Annotated in this window: 24 protein-coding genes and 2 tRNA genes; 23 read left to right on the forward strand and 3 right to left on the reverse strand. The window is 39.9% G+C overall.

Annotation, left to right across the window (positions count from 1 at the left end):
- Positions 1-11: 11 nt before the first annotated feature.
- From sdhA to HM131_RS08490, 13 genes are all read left to right on the forward strand, one after another.
- Complete coding sequence (gene sdhA / locus HM131_RS08430; RefSeq protein ID WP_085029344.1) at positions 12-1763, forward strand: succinate dehydrogenase flavoprotein subunit; 1752 nt, start codon at positions 12-14, stop codon at positions 1761-1763.
- A 15-nt stretch (positions 1764-1778) separates the two neighbouring features.
- Positions 1779-2543, forward strand: a complete 765-nt coding sequence (gene sdhB, locus HM131_RS08435; protein WP_085031877.1) for a succinate dehydrogenase iron-sulfur subunit — start codon at positions 1779-1781, stop codon at positions 2541-2543.
- 174 nt (positions 2544-2717) lie between these two features.
- Positions 2718-5042: a sensor histidine kinase gene (locus tag HM131_RS08440; protein WP_085029345.1), complete on the forward strand. Its 2325-nt coding sequence runs from the start codon at positions 2718-2720 to the stop codon at positions 5040-5042.
- A complete protein-coding gene (locus HM131_RS08445; RefSeq protein ID WP_085029346.1) occupies positions 5039-5689 on the forward strand; it encodes a response regulator transcription factor in 651 nt (216 codons plus the stop codon). The genes HM131_RS08440 and HM131_RS08445 overlap by 4 nt, the downstream gene beginning before the upstream one ends.
- Before the next feature lie 63 nt (positions 5690-5752).
- Positions 5753-6007, forward strand: a complete 255-nt coding sequence (locus HM131_RS08450) for a helix-turn-helix domain-containing protein (RefSeq protein WP_408607130.1) — start codon at positions 5753-5755, stop codon at positions 6005-6007.
- Between the two features lie 199 nt (positions 6008-6206).
- Entirely contained in the window at positions 6207-6644 is a 438-nt protein-coding gene (locus tag HM131_RS08455; protein WP_085031879.1) for a MarR family winged helix-turn-helix transcriptional regulator, read from the forward strand.
- Between the two features lie 19 nt (positions 6645-6663).
- Positions 6664-7485, forward strand: coding sequence for a glutamate racemase (racE, locus tag HM131_RS08460; protein ID WP_085029347.1), 822 nt, complete (start codon positions 6664-6666; stop codon positions 7483-7485).
- 347 nt (positions 7486-7832) lie between these two features.
- A complete protein-coding gene (locus HM131_RS08465) occupies positions 7833-8933 on the forward strand; it encodes a GerMN domain-containing protein (protein WP_085029348.1) in 1101 nt (366 codons plus the stop codon).
- A gap of 138 nt (positions 8934-9071) precedes the next feature.
- A complete protein-coding gene (gene rph / locus HM131_RS08470) occupies positions 9072-9842 on the forward strand; it encodes a ribonuclease PH (RefSeq protein ID WP_085029349.1) in 771 nt (256 codons plus the stop codon).
- The gene (locus HM131_RS08475) at positions 9839-10435 is read left to right on the forward strand and encodes an XTP/dITP diphosphatase (RefSeq protein WP_085029350.1); all 597 of its coding nucleotides are present in this window, start codon (positions 9839-9841) and stop codon (positions 10433-10435) included. Before rph ends, HM131_RS08475 begins: the two co-directional genes overlap by 4 nt.
- A gap of 12 nt (positions 10436-10447) precedes the next feature.
- Positions 10448-10975 (forward strand): metallophosphoesterase, encoded by a 528-nt coding sequence (locus HM131_RS08480; protein WP_085029351.1) that lies wholly within the window; start codon positions 10448-10450, stop codon positions 10973-10975.
- A gap of 104 nt (positions 10976-11079) precedes the next feature.
- A tRNA-Gly gene (locus HM131_RS08485) sits at positions 11080-11153 on the forward strand.
- A 214-nt stretch (positions 11154-11367) separates the two neighbouring features.
- Positions 11368-11441 (forward strand) — tRNA-Arg (locus HM131_RS08490).
- 323 nt (positions 11442-11764) lie between these two features.
- Here HM131_RS08490 and HM131_RS20620 read toward each other — a convergent pair.
- A complete protein-coding gene (locus HM131_RS20620) occupies positions 11765-12604 on the reverse strand; it encodes a hypothetical protein (protein ID WP_157130782.1) in 840 nt (279 codons plus the stop codon).
- Positions 12605-12632: 28 nt separating this feature from the next.
- Positions 12633-12806 carry a hypothetical protein gene (locus HM131_RS20625; RefSeq protein WP_157130783.1) on the reverse strand — a complete coding sequence of 58 codons (174 nt, stop codon included), beginning with the start codon at positions 12804-12806 and terminating at the stop codon, positions 12633-12635.
- A gap of 1081 nt (positions 12807-13887) precedes the next feature.
- Here HM131_RS20625 and HM131_RS08500 point away from each other — a divergent pair.
- Both HM131_RS08500 and HM131_RS08505 read left to right on the forward strand, forming a co-directional pair.
- Complete coding sequence (locus HM131_RS08500) at positions 13888-14349, forward strand: DUF4429 domain-containing protein (RefSeq protein WP_085029352.1); 462 nt, start codon at positions 13888-13890, stop codon at positions 14347-14349.
- Positions 14350-14587: 238 nt separating this feature from the next.
- Positions 14588-14821: an NUMOD4 domain-containing protein gene (locus HM131_RS08505; RefSeq protein WP_085029353.1), complete on the forward strand. Its 234-nt coding sequence runs from the start codon at positions 14588-14590 to the stop codon at positions 14819-14821.
- Positions 14822-15007: 186 nt separating this feature from the next.
- Here the strand turns inward: HM131_RS08505 and HM131_RS08510 are convergent, their stop codons facing one another.
- On the reverse strand, positions 15008-15523 hold the full coding sequence (locus HM131_RS08510; protein ID WP_085029354.1) for a gamma carbonic anhydrase: 516 nt from the start codon (positions 15521-15523) through the stop codon (positions 15008-15010).
- 202 nt (positions 15524-15725) lie between these two features.
- Between HM131_RS08510 and HM131_RS08515 the strand changes: the two genes are divergently transcribed.
- The 8 genes from HM131_RS08515 (at position 15726) to HM131_RS08550 (ending at position 24592) form a co-directional block, all read left to right on the forward strand.
- Positions 15726-16517 (forward strand): IclR family transcriptional regulator, encoded by a 792-nt coding sequence (locus HM131_RS08515; RefSeq protein ID WP_085029355.1) that lies wholly within the window; start codon positions 15726-15728, stop codon positions 16515-16517.
- 282 nt (positions 16518-16799) lie between these two features.
- Complete coding sequence (locus tag HM131_RS08520; RefSeq protein WP_085029356.1) at positions 16800-17561, forward strand: SDR family NAD(P)-dependent oxidoreductase; 762 nt, start codon at positions 16800-16802, stop codon at positions 17559-17561.
- 47 nt (positions 17562-17608) lie between these two features.
- Complete coding sequence (locus HM131_RS08525) at positions 17609-18319, forward strand: CoA transferase subunit A (RefSeq protein ID WP_085029357.1); 711 nt, start codon at positions 17609-17611, stop codon at positions 18317-18319.
- Positions 18258-18941: a 3-oxoacid CoA-transferase subunit B gene (locus HM131_RS08530; RefSeq protein ID WP_085029358.1), complete on the forward strand. Its 684-nt coding sequence runs from the start codon at positions 18258-18260 to the stop codon at positions 18939-18941. The genes HM131_RS08525 and HM131_RS08530 overlap by 62 nt, the downstream gene beginning before the upstream one ends.
- Positions 18942-18960: 19 nt before the next feature.
- The gene (locus tag HM131_RS08535) at positions 18961-19965 is read left to right on the forward strand and encodes a TAXI family TRAP transporter solute-binding subunit (protein WP_085029359.1); all 1005 of its coding nucleotides are present in this window, start codon (positions 18961-18963) and stop codon (positions 19963-19965) included.
- Between the two features lie 69 nt (positions 19966-20034).
- Positions 20035-21984 carry a TRAP transporter permease gene (locus HM131_RS08540; protein ID WP_232324900.1) on the forward strand — a complete coding sequence of 650 codons (1950 nt, stop codon included), beginning with the start codon at positions 20035-20037 and terminating at the stop codon, positions 21982-21984.
- Positions 21985-22017: 33 nt separating this feature from the next.
- Positions 22018-23211, forward strand: a complete 1194-nt coding sequence (locus HM131_RS08545) for a thiolase family protein (RefSeq protein ID WP_085029360.1) — start codon at positions 22018-22020, stop codon at positions 23209-23211.
- 175 nt (positions 23212-23386) lie between these two features.
- Positions 23387-24592: an MFS transporter gene (locus tag HM131_RS08550; RefSeq protein WP_232324901.1), complete on the forward strand. Its 1206-nt coding sequence runs from the start codon at positions 23387-23389 to the stop codon at positions 24590-24592.
- Positions 24593-24769: the final 177 nt, after the last annotated feature.

Consider the following 24769-nt stretch of genomic DNA (forward strand, 5'->3'; position numbering starts at 1 on the left):
GAGCTTCAATCATGACTAATCGAAACATCGTTGTTGTCGGTGGCGGTCTTGCCGGCCTTATGGCAACAATCAAAGCAGCAGAACAAGGGGTTCACGTAGATTTGCTCTCCATTGTACCCGTTAAGCGCTCTCACTCTGTCTGCGCTCAAGGAGGTATTAATGGAGCTGTTAATACGAAAGGGGAGGGTGACTCTCCTTGGGAACACTTCGATGATACCGTTTACGGGGGAGACTTCCTAGCGAACCAGCCTCCCGTAAAAGCAATGTGTGAGGCAGCGCCTGGGATCATTCACTTGCTGGACCGTATGGGAGTAATGTTCAACCGTACACCTGAAGGTCTATTGGACTTCCGACGGTTCGGAGGGACGCAGCACCACCGTACTGCCTTCGCAGGGGCTACGACTGGGCAGCAGCTCCTTTATGCATTAGATGAACAAGTACGTCGCCATGAGGTGAACGGACTTGTAACGAAATATGAAAACTGGGAGTTCTTATCTGCCATTGTAGACGACGAGGGTGTTGGTCGTGGTGTCATCGGTCAAAACCTGAGCAACCACGAAATCAAAGCCTTCCCAGCTGATGCCGTCATCATGGCAACGGGCGGACCAGGGATTATTTTTGGTAAGTCTACAAACTCTGTAATCAATACAGGTTCTGCTGCTGGGGCTCTTTACCAGCAAGGCGTCGCCTATGCTAATGGTGAATTTATTCAAATCCACCCAACTGCTATTCCTGGAGACGATAAGCTTCGTCTTATGAGTGAATCTGCCCGAGGTGAAGGTGGACGAGTCTGGACATATAAAGACGGAGAGCCATGGTATTTCCTTGAAGAAAAATACCCTGCTTACGGTAACTTAGTCCCTCGTGATATCGCGACACGTGAGATTTTTGACGTGTGTGTGAATCAAAAGCTAGGAATTAATGGAGAGAATATGGTTTACCTCGACCTTTCTCATAAAGATCCGAAAGAGCTTGATGTAAAACTTGGGGGAATCATCGAAATCTATGAAAAATTCGTAGGCGATGATCCGCGTAAAGTACCAATGAAGATTTTCCCTGCTGTTCACTATTCCATGGGTGGGATGCACGTAGATTTTGATCAAATGACTGCTATTCCTGGCATTTTTGCAGCAGGCGAGTGTGATTATACTCAGCACGGAGCGAACCGCTTAGGTGCCAACTCCTTACTTTCCTCTATTTACGGTGGAATGGTTGCTGGACCAAACGCTGTTAAATACACAGAAGGTTTGGACAAAATTTCTGATGAAATGACATCTACACTATTTGAAGCAAGGGTAAAAGAAGAGCAAGAGAAGTTTGATAAGATCATGGCCATGGACGGCGATGAGAATGCGTATCAAATCCACAAAGAACTTGGAGAGTGGATGACGGATAACGTAACCGTTGTACGGGAAAATGAGAAACTTCTGAAAACGGATGAAAAGATCGTAGAATTAATGGAGCGTTATGAACGCATCAATATCAACGATACGTCCCGTTGGAGCAATCAGGGAGCTATGTTTACTAGACAACTTTGGAACATGCTTCAGCTTGCCCGTGTTATTACTCAAGGAGCTTATAATCGTAATGAAAGCCGTGGCGCACATTACAAGCCTGAGTTCCCTGATCGTAACGACGAAGATTGGTTGAAGACTACGGTTGCAACGTACGATAAAGTAAATAACAAACCAATCTTTAGATACGACGATGTCGATACATCATTCATCGAGCCGCGTAAACGTGACTACTCGAAGAGTAAATAAAGGAGGTCATTGATGATGAGCGAAAACAAGACGATTACGTTTATAATTACACGTCAAGACCACCCGGATGAACCGTCTTATGAAGAAACTTTCGAAATTCCATATCGTGAAAATATGAATGTTATCTCTGCTTTGATGGAAATCCGCCGTAATCCAGTCAACGCTAACGGAGAAGCGACTACTCCGGTTTACTGGGATATGGGTTGTCTTGAAGAAGTGTGTGGAGCCTGTTCAATGGTGATCAACGGAACACCGCGTCAATCGTGTACAGCCCTTGTTGACCAACTGGAACAGCCAATCCGCCTGGCACCTATGAAAACTTTCCCTGTCAATCGTGACCTTGCGGTAGATAGAAGCCGCATGTTCGATTCACTGAAGAAAGTGAAAGCATGGATTCCTATTGATGGAACCTATGATCTTGGACCTGGGCCGCGTATGGCAGAAAGTAAACGCCAGTGGGCTTATGAATTATCAAAATGTATGACTTGCGGAGTTTGTTTGGAAGCTTGTCCAAATGTGAATAGCAAGTCTGATTTCATCGGTCCTGCTCCCCTTTCTCAGGTTCGCCTGTTCAACTCACACCCAACTGGTGAACTGAACAAGAGTGAACGCCTGCAAACGATTATGGATGAAGAAGGCTTGATGGGATGCGGAAACGCCCAGAACTGTGTGCAATCTTGTCCTAAAGGAATACCATTGACAACATCTATCGCGGCACTGAACCGTGATACAGCTATTGAGTCCTTCAAGAGCTTCTTCGGAAGCGACCAGCGAGTGTAAATAATTGAAAAAATCCCCAGTGCATGCTAAATGCGCTGGGGATTTTCTGTTAGATCACGAAAATTGCCAGCCCCTTTGTAATCAACTAACCATTAATTATTGAATGATAGGGGGTTGTAGGGCTTAATGTGCGTAGTATAATAGATTTGATTGCAATTTAGTAAGGATGATTTTATGCAAAAGTTTAAATGGTCTCATACATTCGTATTACTATTTTTTATAGTATCATCGATTTATTTAGTCATTATTGGGATTACTCAGCCCTTCATAGGGATTGATTTAGAAAAGCAGTCAGACCGATGGGTGATTACAAATATCGATCAAGATAGTTGGGCAGAAAGACACGGTATTCCTTTGAATGCAGAATTAATCTCTGTTGAAGGGGCAGCCCCAGAGGACCATTACTCTGTTTCGATGTTCAACGAGCTTGAGAAGGCAGATTCTTTTACTATTGGAGCATCTGGACAGGAAATTTTTTATGATGATATTCACCAGTCCAGTCCTCAGCACTGGACGCTGTACGTCATATTTCCCAGTTTGTTCTTTCTTTCGATTCTTGGTATCTCACACCTGGTTCATAAGAGGGTGCCAAAAAGATACTCTGCCCACCAGTTAATTTTGTTCTTTCTCGCGATCGCTACGGGTTATATGAGCAATAGCGGTGCCATTCGTGACGATCTATACAGCTTATTTTTGAACACGTCGCTTTTTCTGATGGCTCCAGTCATATTAATTCATTTTCTTTACAATTATTTCCGTGAATTGGATACGTATTGGTTTTCTAAAAAGGTTCCATATTTTTTATATGGTCTTGCCATAGTCGTCTCCTCTATGGAAAGCTATTTTTTGAGCACTCAAAATTACCCAGAGATGTTCGATCCTGTACCGCCATGGCTACTATTAGGCCTCTATATTATATTATTTTACGTGATCTATAGAGGGCTTTATATATTCAAAGACACGCCTCAAGGCTCTATTTTTAAATATGTCAGTGTTGGGATGACAGTAGCTTTCTTTCCCTACACATGGCTCTATCTCATTCCTGCCCTTACGATCGGAAAGAAAATCATAACGCTGGAAGTAGGAGCGGTATTTTTAATAGCTCTTCCTATCACATTTATGTATTTAGTTACGAGAGAGCGGTTAATCGATATCGATTTTGTGATGAGCCGGGTTCGCTATTATATTTTCTTATCGATCGTGCCAAGCATTATTCTGACAGCTGTTTTTGCATGGCTTGTATCTTCACCACAATCGATGGTCACTTATATACAAGTCTATCTGCTTGTGCATCTTTTCTTGATCGCTTTTCTTTCTATTAAAGAAGTGCTCGATTCACGGTTGCAGCGATTCTTATTTTCTGCAAGATACAGCTATCAGGAAAGCATGCACCGGATGTCTAAAGATATGAAAGACCAATCAAATGCCGTAGACTTGATGAAGGTCATGAGAAGTGAAATTAATAATGTACTGAACGTACGCGATATGTATATTTTCTCTAAACACAATAAACGGAACATGTACTGTGTGTATGATCAGATCCCTGATGATATTCTCATGGAGCTTGACGAAAAGTTGACAGATCACAGCTATGATATCGGCTCTATTATTGAAACAAACAAAGGGTTTGGTGTCATAGTAGGATTTTCCTTACAGAAACTTACCATGCTTTGGTGTGAAGGGAAGAAAGACTATACAAATTTAAATCGTGATGAGAAAACGTATTTGCAAACCATCTCTCATAATGCCAACATTGCCATAGAGAATATGAATCTCATTGAGGATCTAGTTAAAGAGCTGCGCCGATTGAAAAATAATCAGACTCAAAAGTATCCGACCTGGCTATCGAGGCTGCTGTTTACTATTGCTGAAAATCAGCGTAAACAGCTGTCGATTGATTTGCATGACACTGTTCTTCAAGAACAACTGTACCTTTACAGAAAAATGGATGATTTAATTAGACATAGAAATGACTTGCCTCCCACTTTGCACGCTGAACTTGTTATGTATAAGGAGTCGCTCCTGGACAGTATTCATTTGATTCGAGAGACATGCAATGAACTACGCCCAGCCTTTATTGAGGAATTAGGACTCGTGCAATCGTTGAATAACCTAATTCAGCAATACCAGCTTCGATCCAACTTTACTGTGTATTTTTCTGAGGAAAAGTTTGACGCAGAGCTGGATCAGGAGCATATCCTCGCGATCTTCCGGATTGTCCAGGAATTGCTGACAAATGCCATGAAGCATTCGGAGGCAAAAATAGTTAAACTTTCTCTTTCTGAGGAAGATGACCAAGTCGTATTGCTTTACTCAGATAACGGAAAAGGAATGGACTTTTCATTCCAGCGTGATTTGTTCTCTCATATAGGATTGTCTGGAATCGAGCAGCGTGTGAACGGACTAAATGGACATTTGAAGATTGATACAGCTCCAGGGGAGGGCTTTAAGGCGGTAATTACGTTTCCCGTTACGGTTAAGAAGGAGGCTCACGTATGACGAAAATATTAATTGTTGATGACCACCCAGCCGTCGGAGCTGGCACAAAATCGATGCTGGAACAAGAGGCAGATATGAAAGTCGATGTCATCGAACGAAGTGATCAAGTAGAAACTCATTTAGAAGAAAATGAGTATGATATTCTTTTACTGGATTTGTATATGCCTGGACTGAATGGAATCGAGCTTGCCAAGAATCTCAGGAAAACTCACCCAGACCTCATTCTGCTCATCTACACCGGTTTTGACTTGAGTACCCATTTCAATATGCTTGTCGAGGCGGATATCAATGGATTTGTCAGTAAAACAGCAACGAGTGAAGAACTGCTTACCGTTATTCGATGCGCCCTTCGTGACGAAGTCGTTATTCCGCTCCATTTGTTTAAACAGCTGAGAAGGGCAGAAGCGAGTGTCAGTCAGCAAAATGAAACAGAAGAAGGCACAAGTTTGTCGCTTAACGAAAAAGAACAATCGATCCTTAAGGAAGTCGCTTCCGGCTTCACGAACCGTGAAATTGCCCAGACCCTTCACATGTCTCAAAGAAGTGTGGAATACACACTTACTGGGATTTTTAATAAACTAAATGTAAGGTCGAGGACAGAGGCATTATTTAAAGCACAGGAACTCGGGCTTGTGTCTAAATCTTAATACACTGGCACAGTGCTCAGATTCTAGTCATACGATACATTGACTAAATAATTCCCCTCGATGATGCTCAGGACAACAAGGAGGGGTACGCTTGTGAAGGAGGACGGCTATCGGCCAACACAAATTCTTACCAAGCGGGAGCGAGAAGTTTTCGAGCTTCTGGTGCAAGACAAAACGACAAAAGAGATCGCAAAAGAGCTTTTCATTTCAGAGAAGACTGTGCGGAATCACATCTCAAATGCAATGCAAAAGCTGGGAGTAAAAGGACGTTCACAGGCAGTTGTAGAACTGCTACGTATGGGTGAATTGGAATTATAATCTCCATAGATCAGTAAATGGATTGTAATTTTGAGATGAGGATCCTTTCAGGTGTTGGGAATAGCAAGCAATACCTGAAAGGGTTTTTTGTCACCAAACAAACGTTTACCTTGAATTTTCTTTCGTAAACAGTGAGAATGGTGGTTACAGAGTATTTTTGTGAGGAGTGCTTGATGTGACGAAATCACACCAGACGTCGATGATCGCAGATGTAGAAAAAGAGTTACGATACATATCTGGCATCATTAAACAAAGAGGACGAGTAATCTTAAATAATTATCCCATTACGGCGCCGCAATTTGTCGCTTTACAGTGGTTAATGGATAAAGGAGACATGACGATAGGCGAACTATCCAATTACATTCACCTTGCCTGCAGCACGACGACGGACCTCGTCGACCGCATGGAAAAGAATGAATTGGTGGAAAGAGTCAGAGATCCCAAAGACCGTCGAGTCGTACGGATCCATGTATTGGAAAAAGGTGAACAGATCATACATGAAGTGATTGAAAAACGCCAAGATTATTTAGAAGAAGTCTTAAAGGACGTTCCAGTAGATGACGTAAACACGTTGAACCAGTTGCTGCATGTCCTTCATGAAAAAATGCGTGAGGCGGATAAAGAAAAAATCAACTAAGAAAAATGAGGGATGCATTGTGACAAAGCCGATTGGAGTCATTGATTCGGGCGTAGGCGGTTTAACAGTAGCACGGGAACTTATGCGACAGTTGCCACAAGAAACTTTCATCTATTTAGGAGATACCCTCCGCTGTCCATACGGCCCAAGGTCGGAACAAGAGGTCAGGGCTTTTACGTGGCAAATGGTCAATTTTCTTTTGGAAAAAAATATTAAAATGCTTGTGGTAGCCTGCAATACAGCTACAGCTTATACATTGAACGAACTTCAGGAAAAATTATCGATTCCTGTTATCGGAGTTATTGAACCTGGAGCAAGGGCAGCCATTAAGGTGAGTCAGAATAAACGGATTGGCGTCATTGGAACGGAAGGAACCATACGCAGTCGTGCTTATCCGAATGCGTTAAAGTCAATTGACAGTAGTATTCGCGTGAACGACTTGGCTTGTCCACCTTTTGTTCCGATGGTGGAAGAGGGAATGCTGACTGGACCTGAAGCAGAAGGTGTCGTTGAACGCACATTAAGTCCGCTCAAGAAAATGAATCATATTGATACCTTGATCCTAGGTTGTACCCATTATCCGCTTATCAAAGACCTGGTGCAAAATGAAATGGGCAGCCATATCCAAGTCATCAGTTCTGGTGAAGAGACGGCAAGGGAGGCAAGCCTGATTCTAGCTTACAACAATCTGCTTGAGAAGAATGCTGAAGCTCCTGTCCATGAATTTTACACGACGGGAGATATGGAGAAATTTCGCCTGGTAGCCAACAGCTGGTTCGATGAGCCTGTCCGAATACTAAGACCCGTGGAACTTCACCACGTGCAAAGCTCTGCTATGTAAAGCAGGGCTTTTTTCTTTGTCTACGAAATAAAAAAATGCTTCGGGTATGGAGTACTTTCTGCGGTGGGGCTGCATCCAGCTCCAGCGCCTAGCCCCTCGAGGTCATAAATCAATCGACTTCGTGGAAAAAAACCATCCACTCCATCGCTCGTCTTATGCTTGTCGGGGGCCCTCAGGACGAGGGTTAGTTCAACGTTGGCACAGGACGTGCCGAACTTAGTTGAACATTCATTGAATGATTAAGTCAGGCGCTTAAGCTTTTGTACTTACAAAATTTCATTCGTTGGTCTAATCCTTTTTGAGGCTCGTATATATGGTAGTACAATCTATCTTCAGGAGGGAATCGTATGAAAACGCTCGGTGTTAAACCCATTTTACTTGCGGTTTTATTATTATTAAGTACAGGGCTTCTTTCGGGATGCTTATTTGAAGGGGAGCAATCCTTAGAAAAAATGGATGAACCTGATCAGGCTGCAACAACCGATCAGCTAGATGAAACCGAAGAGCCAGAACCTGGTGCTGAAGGCGAACAATCAGGGGAAGCACCGGAGGGCACAGAAGGTGAAGCATCTACACAAACAGTGGCTCGTGAACTTTACTTGATGGATGAAAGCGGGATGGTTGTGCCGCAAACGCTCGAGCTTCCAGCTTCTGAAGAGGTTGCCAAGCAATCCCTGGAATACTTAGTGAAGGATGGTCCAGTTACCGAACTGCTTCCAAATGGATTCCAAGCTGTCTTACCAGCAGGCACAGAGATTCTTGGGTTAAACCTTCAGGAGGATGGCACAATGGTGGTGGACGTGTCCGAAGACTTTAAGAATTATGAAGCGAAGGATGAACAAAAGATCCTTCAGGCGATGACCTATACACTAACCCAATATGATAATGTGAAAAGGATTAAGCTATGGATCAACGGTCACGAACAAAACGTCATGCCCGTAAACGGAACCCCAATTGCTGATGGGGTTTCCCGTTCAGACGGGATTAACAATCACGTAGGCGATGAAACAGACGTCATGAATAGCCAGGCGGTAACCGTCTACTTTCCTTCTCAAAATGGAGAAGAAGTGTACCAGGTCCCTGTAACGACACGAGTGGCAAAAGGAGAAGATCTTTATTCTGCAGTTGTCCAAGCGCTCTTGAATGGACCTGAACTCGGGACTTCCTTATTGCAGCCTTTCAATGAAGGTGCCGAGGTAGTCAGCACTAAATTAGATTCAGGCGTCCTAACCTTGTCGTTCAATGAAGCGATCTTAACGGGGCAGGACGAGCAAAAAGCATTATCTGACGAAGCTTTATCCAGCCTCGTTATGAGTCTGACAGATCTAGCTGATGTGGAATCTGTTTCCGTAGAAGTTGAAGGAGTCGAACATGTCATGAATGAATCTGGTGATCCGCTTGTTGAGCCAGTGACTCGTTCGGATATTGTTGAAGCAGAAAGTTTATAAGATTATCATATGTGCTAAAAGGCATCTCAAAGATCTTGCTCTTGAGGTGCCTTTTTAAGTTGTGTTCACTACCGAGGACATATAAATTGTGTTAAGATGGGCTAGGATAAAGGTGAACGATAAAGGAGGTCATTGTCGGTGAGAAATGATCATCGAAAAGTCAATGAATTAAGAGAAGTAACGATAGAAACAGACTATGTTAAACATCCAGAAGGATCTGTATTAATAAGCTTTGGGGACACCAAAGTCATTTGTAACGCCAGTGTAGAGGATCGCGTACCTCCTTTTTTACGCGGACAGGGAAAAGGCTGGATTACAGCTGAATATGCCATGCTTCCAAGAGCGACAGAGCAAAGAAATATCCGTGAATCGTCAAAAGGAAAAGTTTCCGGAAGAACGATGGAAATCCAACGTTTAATTGGACGTGCCCTAAGAGCGGTTGTTGATTTGGACAAAATTGGCGAGCGCACCTTGTGGGTAGACTGTGATGTCATCCAGGCCGATGGCGGCACACGAACAGCATCCATTACAGGCGCGTTTGTAGCTGTTGTGATTGCCTTCGGTAAGCTTGTGGAAAATGGCACACTGAAAGAACTTCCTGTTACGGACTTCTTAACAGCAATTTCTGTCGGCGTACTTCCTGAAGGCGAAGAGATTCTTGACTTGTGCTATGAAGAAGACAGCCGAGCACAGGTGGATATGAACGTCGTTATGACTGGGCAAGGTGAATTCGTTGAGCTGCAGGGAACCGGGGAAGAAGCGACCTTCTCTATGCCTCAGCTGCAAAAAATGCTGTCCTTGGCTCAAGAAGGCGTCAATGATCTCGTGAAACTCCAAAAAGAAGCAATTGGAGATTGGTCTGATGTCATTACGGGAAAACAAGTATCAGGAGCTGCCAAAGAGTCATGAAAGAATTAATTGTTGCCACGAAGAATAAAGGGAAAGTCCTAGAATTTCGCCAAATGTTTTCGAAGTATAACATTTCTGTGAAATCTTTACTTGACTTTGAAGAAGAGATGGAAGATATCGAAGAAACAGGGACCACTTTCTCAGAGAATGCAACGATTAAAGCAGAGGCGGTCTCTAAGCAGTTTCAGCTGCCAGTGGTCGCTGATGACTCTGGATTAGTGATTGATGCTCTAGACGGTGCTCCAGGCGTTTATTCCGCGCGTTATGCCGGAGAAGAGAAAGACGATGAAAAGAATCTTCAGAAGGTTATGCATGAGCTAGAAGGAGTCCCTATGGAGAAAAGAACAGCCCGCTTCGTTTGCGCGGTAGCTGTGGCTAGACCAGGGGAAGGCACGTTTGTTAAAAAAGGCTACTGTGAAGGATTTATCGCAGGCGAGCCATCCGGTACAAATGGCTTTGGCTATGATCCAATTTTCATACCAAAAGGATCGCAGCGGACAATGGCCGAACATTCCTCTGAAGAAAAAAATGCAATCAGTCATCGACATCATGCCATCCAACAAATTGAAGATTGGCTAAAACATCAATCGTAAAGAGGTGAAAGTATGCCGAAAGTATTGATTATGAGCGATAGTCACGGACTGACAGAAGAAGTAACAGAAGTGAAAGAGCGTCACAAAGGTGAAGTGGATGCCATGCTCCATTGCGGTGACTCTGAACTTGCTTATGACTCGAATGAGCTGCAGGGTTTTCACTATGCTAAAGGCAATTGTGATTTTGAACCAGAAATGGAAAATGACCAGGTGGTAACTGTTGGCGACGTCACATTCTTAGTCACACACGGCCACCTATACCAAATTAAATCAACACTGATGCCCTTATCTTACCGTGCAGAAGAAGTAGGAGCTCAAGTGGCTTGCTTCGGTCATTCTCATATTGCAGGAGGCGAGAAGGTAAATGATACGTTGTTTATTAACCCAGGAAGCCTAAGACTTCCAAGAGATCGTGAAGAACCGACATATGCGATCCTGGAATGGGATACAATGGATGACGTTCAACTGCAATTTTACCATGTGAATGGGGAGCCAATGCCTGATTTGATGCTTGAAACAACTTTAGCAGCAAAGGAATAAATTCTTTGCTGCTAAGTGTTGACAAAGTTTGCATTCCTTACTATAATGATTCTTGTCCGCTTCAAAAGAAAGCAATCATTTCAACAAAGATTTTGTTGATTCATGCGGGTGTAGTTTAGTGGTAAAACCTCAGCCTTCCAAGCTGATGATGAGGGTTCGATTCCCTTCACCCGCTCCATACATATTTTAGAACGACGCATCATACAGTGAATGTAACGATGTGTACAAATTGCAAACATTACTCATATCACTCTAGCTTAGTCTAATAGAGCATAACTGAATCCGCTGCGAAGTGATCGCTTCAATGTAACGATTCGATTGCATCTATTTTTGGAAACAAAACAGTATTATTATGGTATAATGTTTGTACACTGAATGAAATCTTATATGATGTCCCAGTAGCTCAGCAGGATAGAGCAACAGCCTTCTAAGCTGTGGGTCGGGAGTTCGAATCTCTCCTGGGACGCTAACTAATAAAACGCTGAAACCTTTGACAGACAAGGGATTCAGCGTTTTGTTTTGTCTGTAAAACTGTAACTATTTGGGCGCTATAACTCCACTTGGGGCAGAATTTCTCCAAACCCTTTTCCAGATACGTTATAACCTAAGAAGGTGCCCTCTATGCTCTGGTTGGTACTTTTATTATAGCATCCACTTCATCTTTCAGAATCCCAAGCTTATTTTTTAGTCTTCTTTTTTTCTTCGTTATTCAGCTGCTCATTGTAAAACTGTCTAAGCATTCGTTGAGTCTCACTTACCATTGTTGATCGCGCATACCGATTCCTCCTTTTAAATATCTCCAGCTTCGAAAGGATCATAAATTACGACACCATCCATAACCATAATCATGACCCTGTCTTCATTCATCGGATTCAATATTACAAGTGAATAGCCTTCTCCAAAATTTTCGCTTATCGTTTTAGAGAAAGATGCCATTTGATCAGACAGGTAATTCCAATCATCCATGCTTTTCATTCCATCAATCATCAATAACAATTCGGTGGTGAATTGAGCTCCGACTGGTTTAACAATAATCATTTTGGATTCGTTGTCATAGCTGATATCAGCGGTATTCTTAAAGTTCTCTTCCATTAAGCTGACAATGACAGCTCCTGTAGCATCTGATTTTGCTTTGTCTTCTTCAGCTTTTTTCTTTTCTTCTGCTTCTTTCTTAGCCTTTTCTTCCTCTGCCTTCTGTTTTGCTTCTTCTTCTTTCTGTTTCTTCTCTTCTGCTTCTTTAGCTGCGGATTTCTCTGCTTCCGCTTTTTCTTTCGCTTCTTGTTTTTCAGCCCATGCTTTTTGTTTCGCTTTTACTTCTTCTTGACGAGCCAGATCTTTCTCTCTTTGTTCCTTCTGTTCCTTTTCTTCTTCTGCTTGCTTTTGTTCACGTTCTTCCTGTTTGGCCACTTCTTCAACTTTCTTCTCTTCCTGCGCTTCAGTTTCTTCCGGAGTTGGAGCTAACGCTATAGCAAGGATGAAACTCGCCAAGGATACACCAAAGAAAATGATCATGTTCCTTTTCTTTTTCGCTTTGATTAAAAGATCCTTTCGATGTTTAAACATTCCAAACCCATACACACAAGCCATTACAAACGTCACCATAAAAACATAAATAAACATCACAGTCACTTTCAGTTCCCCTCTCGAAATTCAGTTTTTAAACGGCCAATGGTTTCTTCTCAATCTTCTGCCTCTTTACCTGGGCATACACAAAGGATTCCAGCTGCTGAACAATAATGTCATGGTGAGTCGGATAGCTTTTGAAAGGACGTGACTTTTTAACAACGGTTCCGTTTTGGTCGTAATAGTAAATAAAGTTCCCCTTCTTCATAAAAAAGACCTCTCTCTTGAGATATTTTATTTAAACGGATTGGTAGCAAACCATGGCGCATACCAATACATTTGCACCTTTGCTAATTTCACAGCTGTATTATTCAATTCTTGCCCTTCACACGACAATACGTAATTGGACATCGGCAAAATCAAAGCCCCGCACCCGACACAAGGTTAATACACGGATTGATACTTCATCATTTCTCGTTCTTCTTCACTCGGTTTCCCCATCAACAAAGCGGTCATGAGTTGTGAAATCGAAGGGGTGTAGAAAATAGCCTAAAGCCGACTGCACCTCACGACCCGATTCCACTTCCAGTAACCCTGATAAGTAATTATTCGTATACTTCTGTAAGATTGTCATATCAAATGTCCGGTGCCAATCCTCATTCACTTTTTCGGAGATCTTAGGAGGGGCTTCTGCTCCTTTTAATCCCCAGAGTAGCCAATCGGCAAAATGGTCAATGATTGCTCCTTCATCACGGATCCCATCCTTTTCTTTACTTCTTTGGCAATCAGATGGTTATCACATCATTCAATCTGAGGAATAGTACCACTGCCATCGATCGTTCCATTCAGTACGATCTCTCCCCAGTAGTCCAGCCCCCAAAAACATTTGATCATACGCCTTCATCACTTGGACATTTTAGCTGACCGCCTTGTAACATGACTTCGATCTTCATTTCCTCATTGTTGTAACTGTACAGTTGATGCAACGTTTCGCTTATCGACTTCGCCACCCTGATCCTCTCCTTAAAATAAAAGATTGAGAAGAAGCGGGGAGATAAAGCAGAAGATTAAATTAATAGTCACAGCTTTTTTTGGACACAAACCGGGTAGATAAGGAAGGGGTTTATGAGGGATATTTATAAAATTATTTCCGCTTACAAATGGTAATTAAAGGAATTATACTGGTGCTTGTAGAAGGTAAGTTGTAAAACGTGTTTCATATTGAATCCTATGAACCCACAAGGTCACTTTTTTGTCATAGGTGTCTTACTCGAAGTGCTTACAGTACCAAGTAGAAGCTTGTTAAACAAATGTGTTTAAATACTTTTTATAAGGAGCGCATCCATTTCATGAAACGAACATTTGATTTCAAATATGGTGGTAAGGTGCATATTGTTGTTGATGAAGTGTTTATAACCTTTTATAGAAAAGGCAAATCTGCGAAGTTTTATAAAAAGAATGGCATGAAGCCTAAAGAGTCCATCCTAATTGAGGATATTATTGGCATACAATATAAAGAGCCAGGAATGCTTTCTGGATATATTCGCTTTGTACTTGAAACGGATAAACAAGTCAAAATCCATAAGCCTTTAACCGATCACAACTCTATTGTTTTTGACAAAAAGGAAATTCGACAAGCAGAACAATTAAAAGCCCTTGTGGAGGGTCTAATTCAAAACTATGCAGGTAAACAAGAGGTTGCTTCCTCAATAGGTGCTGCCACTGAAATAGAGAAACTTCATGAATTAAAACAAAAAGGTATCATTACTGATAAACAATTTGAAGAGCAAAAGGAAAAATTATTACAGTAATGTCCATCATTAATAAATAAGTTTGCCTTTATCCCAGTTGCAGGTTAACTTAATTCAATATCTTGAATTCGAGTCTTAAACTAGCAGGGACTATTGCTCAAAAGAGTACTCGCCTTATTTACATATGCATAGGAGCTATCATACATGTAGCTTTTAAACTGTAGTCCAGTTTAAGAAGAAGGGAATATATGTGAGGAGACAAGATTAATGAGGGAAAAAGTCCCAAAGGATGTGACGTATGGATACACAAACTTTAAATAAAATAAATGAAATTACATCTGTTGGTGAATGGAAAGATGTTGAAGGTTATCCCAATTATATGGTAAATACAGATGGCGCGGTGTTAAGTAAAACTAATGGTAAAATATTGTATCTATCAGTTTTAATAACTAAGAACGTTGATTTAAGGTATTTTGACCATTCTCACACCCTCTTTAATTACATGTATTCCAACAGCTTTCTAAAGCTATAATCAAGTTCACTAAAAGATGTGTATTTAACTGGGTCTTATTCATAGATAGGGAATTCTTAATTAACCTCAGGGTAATAGTGGTAACAGAAAAGAAACGGTTGGATAATTTATCCAACCGTTTTTGTGTGCTGTTTGTTAGGACATTCGGACTCCTTTAACTTATTCAATGATATTCAAAATTTAATGCTATAAGGGGGAGAGATCCTTATAATATTGCCCTTTTTCTGCGTATTCTCTTATAATCCTTTTCATATCCTTCCTATCCTTTTCGTTCAATTCTCTTACGACTTTCGCTGGCCTACCAAACGCTAAACAATTGGCTGGGATTTCTTTGTCTGTTGGAACGAGGCTGCCTGCACCAATTAAAGCTCCTTCTCCTATTACGGCACCATCTAATACTGTAGTTCCCATACCAATTAAAGCGTTTTCTTTTATAGTGCAGCTGTGTAAGATCACGCTATGTCCAATTGTGACATCATCTTCTATGAACAGGGGTAAATTAGGAGATTGATGGAGAACTGAATTATCTTGAATATTGACACGTTTACCAATAATCGTAGGTGCTACATCCCCTCGAATTGTTGTGTTGAACCAAACGCTTGTTTCTTCTCCGATGGTTACATCTCCAGTTATTACAGTGTAGTCTGCAATATATGCTTTTTCATGGATATTAGGAGTGGAACCTTTATAAGCATACAACATGTCATCAAACCCTTTCCTATAATTTAATATTACTAAATACTATATGATAAATTCAGAAAAATCAAAATAGTGATTTTTTTTTGATTATTTCATTGACAATCAAATGATTGAAAGTTAGACTTTTACCTAAGATGAAAAACGCTTTCATATATGAAAAAAACATTTTGTATATGAAAGTTGTTATTATTTAGGAGGATAAAAAATGGGTGCGCATACAACAGAGAAAAAAGTTGAAAATGAAAAAAAATACATGATACCTGCAATTGTTTCTGCAGGTGAAATTCTGAACTTTTTAAGTAAGCGCAAAAACAAAAATGCAAAGTTAACTCAGATTAGTAAGAGTTTAGGGATTAATCAAAGCACCTGTTATCGAATATTAAGAACGTTAACAGAGATGAAATTACTAGACCACGATTTGGAAACTAAAACTTTTAGACTTGGTCCCTACCTTATTGTTTTAGGGAGCCGTGCTTCTGAATTTTTAGACTATATGTCTATTGCGAAGGATTATCTAAAGACAGCGGCCAAAATAACCAAAAGCACATGTGCAATTGTGCAAAGAGTGGATAATGAATGGTTTTGTTTAGATAAAGAAGAATTCAATTCACCTATTACAGTCACAATTAAAATTGGACAACGCTTTAAACTAAATAGTGGAGCTACAGGAAAACTATTTTTAGCATACTTAGAAGAGGAGGAGAGAAGGCAAATAATTGATGAAATTGGTTTATTTAAACATACTGAACAGACAATTACTGAAGAAGAAGAATTAGAAAAGGAACTGAGAGAGATTAAGAAGAGAGGATATTCAATGAGTTTGGGAGAGCATATTCCAGGTGTAAATGGACTATCTTTCCCGATTTTGGACCAACATGGGGAAATGCAATTTGGTATTAACGTAGCTACCTTGGAGGGAGATCTAGATAAGCTAAAAGAGATGGCGGAAGAAATGAAAGCGCTATCTTTAGAGCTTTCTAATAAAATCTATCTATAAAACTCCATATAAGTACACCATGGAAAGGAGGTGATATCAATGTAAGAAGATGAGGTGAAAGTGCATTTGTTGTTTAGTAAGTATACATGTTAGCAAAGGGAACGAAGACCTTCTTTTCTAAAGAGATAAAAAAACAAAATCACTAACGATTCCAAAAAAAAAGTAAGATTTATTTAATTAAATAAATCTTACTCCGAGAAAATATTCTATTTTTTTATTTTAATACCAGAAAGATAAATAAGCAAACAATAAGGTTAAATACTTTTTTGAGGAGTAGATGTCGTGGGGCAACTTAGTAATAAAGTGGTACTTATAACTGGTGGAAGTAAAGGAATCGGAAAGGAAATTGCAAAGACTTTTGCTAAGGAAGGTGCGAAGGTTTGTATCTTAGATATTGACCAGGAAGCTATAAATAATACTACTCAAGAATTTAATAATGAAAATTATGAAGTGCACCCTTTTCTTGCGGACATAACCAATAGAGAGCAAGTGGAAAATACGATAGACGAAATAGGACGGGTTTTTTCGAGGATAGATATCCTAGTCAATAATGCGGGAATCACAAGGGACAATCTATTATTTAAAATGACAGATGAAGATTGGAATCTTGTATTGGATGTTCACATGACGGGTTCATTTATTTGTAGTCAGATTGTCCAAAAATATATGGTCGAACAAAAGTTTGGAAGAATCATTAATATTTCTTCTGCATCTGCTCTTGGAAGAAAAGGACAAGCTAATTATTCTGCTGTGAAAGCTGGATTACAAGGGTTTACAAAAACCTTAGCTATGGAACTTGGAAAATTTGGAATAACTGTTAATGCTGTTGCACCTGGCTTTATTGAAACAGATATGACAAAAGCTTTGGCTGAAAGGTTGGGCGTAGATTATAGTGATTTAATAAATGATAAAAAGAAGGAAATACCGGTGAATCGACCAGGGAGCCCAGCAGATGTAGCGTATTCAGCTCTATTCTTTGCTTTGGATACTTCATCATTTGTTAATGGCCAAGTGCTATATGTGGCAGGTGGACCCAAAACCTAATTTAAGGTTTAACACATTTAAACCTCATGATTATGGAGGACTCGAATATGGAAAAGCTTATTGATTCAAAAGAAGCCGTAAGACTTGTGAAAACGGATGATCGTATTTTAGTGGGTGGGTTTGGTCTTTCAGGTACCCCCTTGACTCTGATTGATGACCTCAGTAAACACTCAGCAGAGGACCTGTCAATTATAAGTAATAATTTAGGAGAAGAAGGCAAAGGTTTAGGAAAATTGCTTTTGTCTCAAAAAATTAAAAAAGCGATTGGGTCTTATTTTACAACTAATCGTGATGCTGTTGAAGCATGGTCGGAGGGAAAACTGGAAATCGAGTTGATCCCCCAGGGGACTCTCGCAGAAGCTATTCGTGCGGGAGGAGCAGGAATTGGAGGTTTTTATACAAAAACAGCTCTCGGTACAAAATTAGCTGAAAATAAAGAGGTACGGGAAATAGAAGGTGAAGATTATTTATTCCAACCAGCTATAAAAGGAGATGTAGCACTAATAAAAGCTGAAAAAGCAGACCATTTAGGGAATTTAGTCTATAACAAAACAGCTAATAATTTTAATTCTGTTATGGCTACTGCGGGTAAAACGGTGATAGCTGAAGTGGATAGGATCGTTCATCAAGACACTCTAGCACCCGAGGAAATCCAGACCCCCCATGTTTATGTAGATTATTTAGTTATCAATAGGTATGTTAAGAAAGGGGGGCATTACGTTGCAGAAAATTCTTCAAAAACGAGTCAAGATTGCTAGGCGATTAGCTGATGAATTGAAAAAAGATCAAGTAGTTAATGTTGGAGTAGGGATACCTACATTAGTACCTAATTACTTAGAAGACACACAGGTATACATCCATTCTGAGAATGGCCTATTGGGTATGGGCCCTAATGCACAGAATGAAGATATTGATATGGACTTAATTAGTGCGAGTAAAAAACCAGTCACAATGATACAGGGAGCTTCGTTGTTTGATAGTTCACAATCTTTTGCCATGATACGCGGTGGGCATATAGATGTAGCTGTATTAGGTGCCTTACAGGTAGATGAAACAGGGGAAATTGCTAATTGGGCTGTTCCAGGAGAGCGTATTTTAGGAGTCGGTGGTGCAATGGACCTTGTTGCTGGTGCAAAAACAATCATAGTGGGGTTGAGCCATCAAGCGAAAAACGGTGATCCAAAGATAGTACAAAAATTGACGTGTCCTAGCAGTGGTTCTCGAAAAGTTGATATGGTGGTAACTGAAAGAGCAGTTTTTGATGTAAAAGACGGAAAAATGTTTTTAAAAGAAATGGATCCAACTATCTCAATAGAGGATTTAAAAAAAATGACGAGTGCCCATTTTGAAGTTTCGTCTGACCTTTCAAAAAATTATTAATAAATTGGAGGAATTCTTAATGAAGAAAACTTTCTCACTATTTCTAATTGCATTGTTGACCATTCTAGCTACTGCTTGTGGAAGTAATTCAGACACAGCAGCTAAAGATAAAGAAGATGCTAATGCTACACCAAAAGAATTGCCGTCTGACCTTGCATTTGGTGCTTCATCTCAAGGTGGGCTATGGTACCCTCTGGCAGGAGCAATGGGAAATGAGATTTCAAATAATAACCCAGATACATCTGTTACGGTAATTGAAGGCGGAACAATTGCGAATCTATTAGGTATTTCACAAGATCAAATAGATATAGGGTTTAGTAATGGCCAAGTTATCCCTTCAGCAATAGAAGGAAAAGGTGAGTTTAAGAAACCAGCAAAAAATCTAAAGACACTTGCTACATTGTATCCAAACGTTATGCATATTGTCGTACGTGCTGATTCTGATATTCATTCAATTGAGGATTTAAAAGGGAAAAAAGTCAGTCCTGGTCTGAAAGGCTATAGTGGAGAGCTTGCATTTAAGAAAATTCTAGAAGTCAATGATATGAGTTATGATGACCTAGGAGCAGTAGAATATGTAGGTACTGCTGATGCAGTAAACTTAATACGTGATGGTAATCTCGATTCTTATGTTGGTTTATTGACAGCACCAGTTTCCTCTTTTCAAGAATTAGATACAACAGTTGGTATTCGCCTTATTCCATTAGATCAATCTACTATAGATAAGATGCATGAAGCCAACCCTGCCTATCTAGAGTATACGGTTAAAAAAGGAACTTATCCAAATTCGAAAAATGATGTCAAAACAGTCTCAACATTTACAGTTATGGTAGCAAACTCGAATACGATCAGTGAAGAAAGCGCATACAAATTAACTAAGATGGTAGTAGAAAATAAAGAAAAATGGACAAATTTATCCAAGACCCTTTCTGATTTTAATGCAAAGTTTTCAGTTGAAAATAATATCGGCGAACTGCATCCAGGGGCAAAACGTTACTATAAAGAAATTGGTGCCTTAGAGTAAATACAACCATATTTTTCTTGAAATGTCAATTATCATATAGGGTTTTAAAGAAATAATGAGGTGATAGAATTGGCGAGTGCAAGTACGGACTCAAAGGCTAAAGAACAGATAACCCAGGAGAATACTAACGAAAAATTTCGTAATGCTCAAGGGTGGATAGCCAGATTTATAACCTTCATAGCAATTTCAATGTCTATATTTCACTTATACACGGCTGTATTTGGAGTATTTGAATCATTCTTGCAAAGATCTGCACATTTAGGGTTTGCTATGATTCTTTCATTTGCCATATATAAGCCATCTAAACGGTTAAATCAAACGAAGATACCTTGGTATGATGTGTTAGCGATACTTATGACGGTTGGAATATTTATTTATTTTGCCATAAATGCAGAAAATATTGCATCCCGTATGTCTTATGTAGAAGAGCTCTCCCAACTTCAAATCGTTATAGGTATGATAGCTGGACTCTTGCTATTAGAAGTTACTCGACGAGTTGTAGGGACTGCATTGATGCTGATTGTAGTAACATGTCTTGCTTATGCCTTATGGGGACAATATATTCCTGGCTTTTTATCTCATAAAGATTTTACGTTTATGTGGATAATTGATCACCTCTTTTATACTACTGGTGGAGTATTTAGTATTCCTTTAGGAGTTTCTGCCACGTTTATATTCATATTCGTGTTTTTTGGGAAATTTCTTGAGATTACGGGTGCAGGGAAGTTTTTTATCGACTTGTCTGTGGCAGCTATGGGAAAGTATCGTGGTGGACCAGCTAAAACAGCTATATTTGCAAGTTCAACCATGGGAACGATATCTGGAAGCGCAGTAGCAAATACAGTAACCACAGGTGCCTTCACCATACCTATGATGAAAAAAACCGGTTATAATAAAGAATTTGCTGGTGCTGTAGAATCTGTTTCATCATCTGGGGGACAAATCATGCCTCCAATCATGGGGGCTTCTGCTTTCATCATTGCTTCTTATGTTGGAGTTCCTTATACAGCCGTAGCTCTTGCTGGGATCATTCCTGCATTACTCTACTACCTTTGTTTATTTTTTCAAGTGGATCTACGTGCGAAACGAAAAGGTTTGCGAGGATTGAGAAAAGATGAACTTCCAAACTTAAAAAGAGTTTTAATTGAGGGATATCTTTTCTTTATTCCGTTACTAGTGATTGTGTTTTTCCTAATGAACGGAAATTCTCCAATGAGAGCAGGTTTGTACGCAATTGTTTCGGTCATCCTTGTTGCCTCATTAAAATCAAGTACCCGTTTATCTTTGAAAAAAATCATTGATGGACTAGATTTAGGAGCGAGAGCTGTATTAGAAACAGCAATTGCATGTGGTGCTGCTGGAATGGTTATCGGCGTGCTAAGTTTGACGGGTCTAGGATTGAAGTTTAGCGGGCTAATTTTAACTTTAGCTGGAGGAAGTTTATTTTTAACTCTAATATTTACTATGATTAGTTCCATTATTTTAGGAATGGGCTTACCCACAGTCGCTGCTTATATAGTACAAGTAGCTTTAACTGTTCCTGCCCTTATTGAATTAGGAGTCGCACCACTTGCAGCCCATATGTTCGTTTTTTACTTCGCCATTATATCAGCAATTACCCCGCCTGTTTCTCTAGCTGCTTTTGCGGCGGCAGGAATTGCTGGTTCAGATCCTATGCGAACAGGAATAACTGCTTTACGTCTAGGGATTGCAGCTTTTATCGTACCGTTTATATTCGTTTACGGCCCTTCTATTTTATTAATAGGAGATGCATTAACGATTATCATTACGCTAGTTACTGCAATCCTTGGAATTATAGCTATGGCCGCAGCAGCAGAAGGATGGGTTTTCCGCCATGCAGTTTGGTACGAGAGGTTAATGCTATTTCTAGGTGCAGTTTCACTTGTTTACACAGGCGTGATATCTGATTTACTAGGTTTAGGGTTTCTCTTAATCGTATTCGTATTACAGAAATACACGTTAAATGGGAATTTTAAAGAAATAAAAAAAGCGCAATGAATAAGAATTATCTGTGTAGAAGGGATGAAAGTAATGAGAGAGGTATATATTGTGGATGGAGTGAGAACCGCTATAGGTCGCATGGGAGGAACTCTGAAAGATATTGAAGTAGACTTTTTATCTAGTAGTGTGATGGAAGAAGTACTCCAACGTTCAGACCTTCAAGGTGAAGAAGTAGATGAGGTAATTTGGGGGAACGCAAAACAAAGCTCGGATACTCCTAATCTAGCACATCTTGCCTCCTTGCGAGCAGGCTTTCCAATAGAGGTGCCAGGATATACAGTACATCGTCAGTGTGGGTCTGGCCTACAATCTATTAATAATGCTGCTCAACAAATTATGTCCGGTTTAGTAGAGGTTGTTGTAGCAGGTGGAGGTGAGAGTATGAGTACTGCTCCATACTATTTACGTAAGGCAAGGTACGGTTATGGAGCAGGAAATGCAGAACTCGTTGATCCAAATACAGAAAGTCAACCTAGAGCCCAGCCTATTGAAGAATACGGTAATTTAACGATGGGCTTAACTGCTGAAAATCTTGCAGAAAAATATAATATTGATAGAATGCGCCAAGATAAATTTGCTTTAAATAGTCAGAAGAAAGCAAACGCAGCAATAGAAAATGGACATTTTAAAGATGAAATTCTTCCTTTTAAAGTAAAACAAAAGAGAAATACTATAATTTTTGATACAGATGAACATCCACGTAAAACGTCTATGGAAAAATTAACAAAATTACCTGCTGTTTTTAAAGAAGGCGGATCGGTTACCCCAGGGAATGCAAGTGGGAGGAATGACGGCGCTGCTGCTCTAGTGGTTGTATCGGAGGATGTTGTGAAACGCAAGGGATTAAAACCAAGAGCTCGTATTATTTCTCAAGCAGTATCTGGAGTAGACCCTTCTATTATGGGGATTGGCCCTGTTCCTGCAACGAATAAAGCTCTGAAACAGGCCGGTTTAAAGATGGAGGATATTGATTTAATTGAACTGAATGAAGCCTTTGCTGCACAGAGCTTAGCAGTAATTGAAGAGTTAGGCATTGATGAAAGTAAGTTAAACGTTAATGGGGGAGCCATTGCATTAGGCCATCCTATTGGGGCGACAGGTGCAGTTTTGATGGTGAAATTATTGCATGAAATGGAAAGAAGAGGTTCACGTTATGGCTTGGTAACGTTATGTATTGGGGGAGGTCAGGGAATTTCTACTGTAGTGGAAAATCTACGTGTTTAGAATTTGATACTTCTAGTGTGAAGGGGCTGTTCAGTTAATCCTGATCCTCTTTATATACTGGTAATATTCAGAGTTTAATCTAGGATTCCGAACACTAATCGGAATCCTTATCTTTTCTATTCGCTAGTATATGTTGTGGAATGATCAATTAAGAAATTTTGTGAAAGAAATGGAGATGAAAGATGACATGTCGAGCAACAGAAAAATACTAATTGGTCTTTCATCTGCTGCTTTTTTAGGCCCCTTTACTCAAACGATTTATACACCGAGTTTGTCAGAAGTTGGGCATTTTTTTACAGCAAATCCATTAATGGTTAACCTAACCATCTCTTTGTACACCATTATATTAGCCTTTAGTCAATTTATTATTGGTCCTTTATCAGATAAAAGAGGAAGAAGGAGAACGTTATTACCTGGTCTTCTTATATTTCTGATAGGATCAATGATTTGTTTTTTGACTACAAACTATACAATTTTTTTAATTGGAAGATCCTTGCAAGCACTTGGGATCAGTGCTGGGTCAGTGGTTGCTGCGGCAGTGATCGGTGATATTTATCCACCGGATAAACGTAGTGGAGCAATGAGTGTTTATCAAACGATGATCTTTTTAGGCCCTGTGTTAGGACCTATTTTGGGGAGTTTAATTGCTGCCTATGTTCATTGGCAATGGGTCTTTGCTGTGCTTAGCTTAGGAGCCCTTGTAAGTTACATATATAATCGTTTGATTCTTCATGAAACGCTAGAAGAAGGTACTTCATCAAGGAAAATTACCTCAAAGACTTTTAAAAAGATCCTCTCTAATAAAGCAGGACTCTCCATTATGGTATTAGCTTTTTTTCAATTTTATGGGTATTATACTTACCTAGTGTTTTTACCTAGTTTGTTAGACCATTTTTTTCATGTTTCTTTAGTAATGAAAGGTCTGCTCTTTTTGCCCCTTACTGTTGGGATTGCGCTTGGTACTATTGTGGGCGGTAAACTTCAGGTTCATTTAACGCGTAAAGCAATTATGGTTTCTGCTTCATATGGAATAGGTGCGACAGTTTTATTATTTTCCCTGTGTTTAACTTTACAACTACTAACTATGCCCATGCTAGTCTTTTTTCTATTAACCTATGGCGTTTTACTGGGAGCAAGCTTACCTGCCCAAACTACAATCCTCATTAATATATTTGGTGAGGAAAAGGGAACAGCTATGGGAGTATATAACTTTATTCGATTTGTTGGAACAGCAGTTGCGCCTTTAATCGGTGCTTACCTTTACAAAATAGCTGGTTGGTATGCACTGTATGATACGCTATTTATTTGTTTATTCCTTGCAGGGATATTCGTCCATAAATATATGTTTGACCCATATGAAAAATCGGCCCAAGTAATTTAATAAAATTTAATTCTACATTAACGTAAGAATAATACTCTTGGAAAATATATGCAGAAATTGCAAATGTCGCTTGTTCAGATCGGAAAAGCAAATTTAGGTTCAAGTGCCCTGAAAACTTTGGAGGATAAAGACTGCTGAAGGTATGAAGACCACAGCCATTAATGGTAGCCTTTTTAA

The sequence above is a fragment of the Halobacillus mangrovi genome, assembly GCF_002097535.1.
In the GTDB taxonomy this organism is placed as follows: domain Bacteria; phylum Bacillota; class Bacilli; order Bacillales; family Halobacillaceae; genus Halobacillus; species Halobacillus mangrovi_A.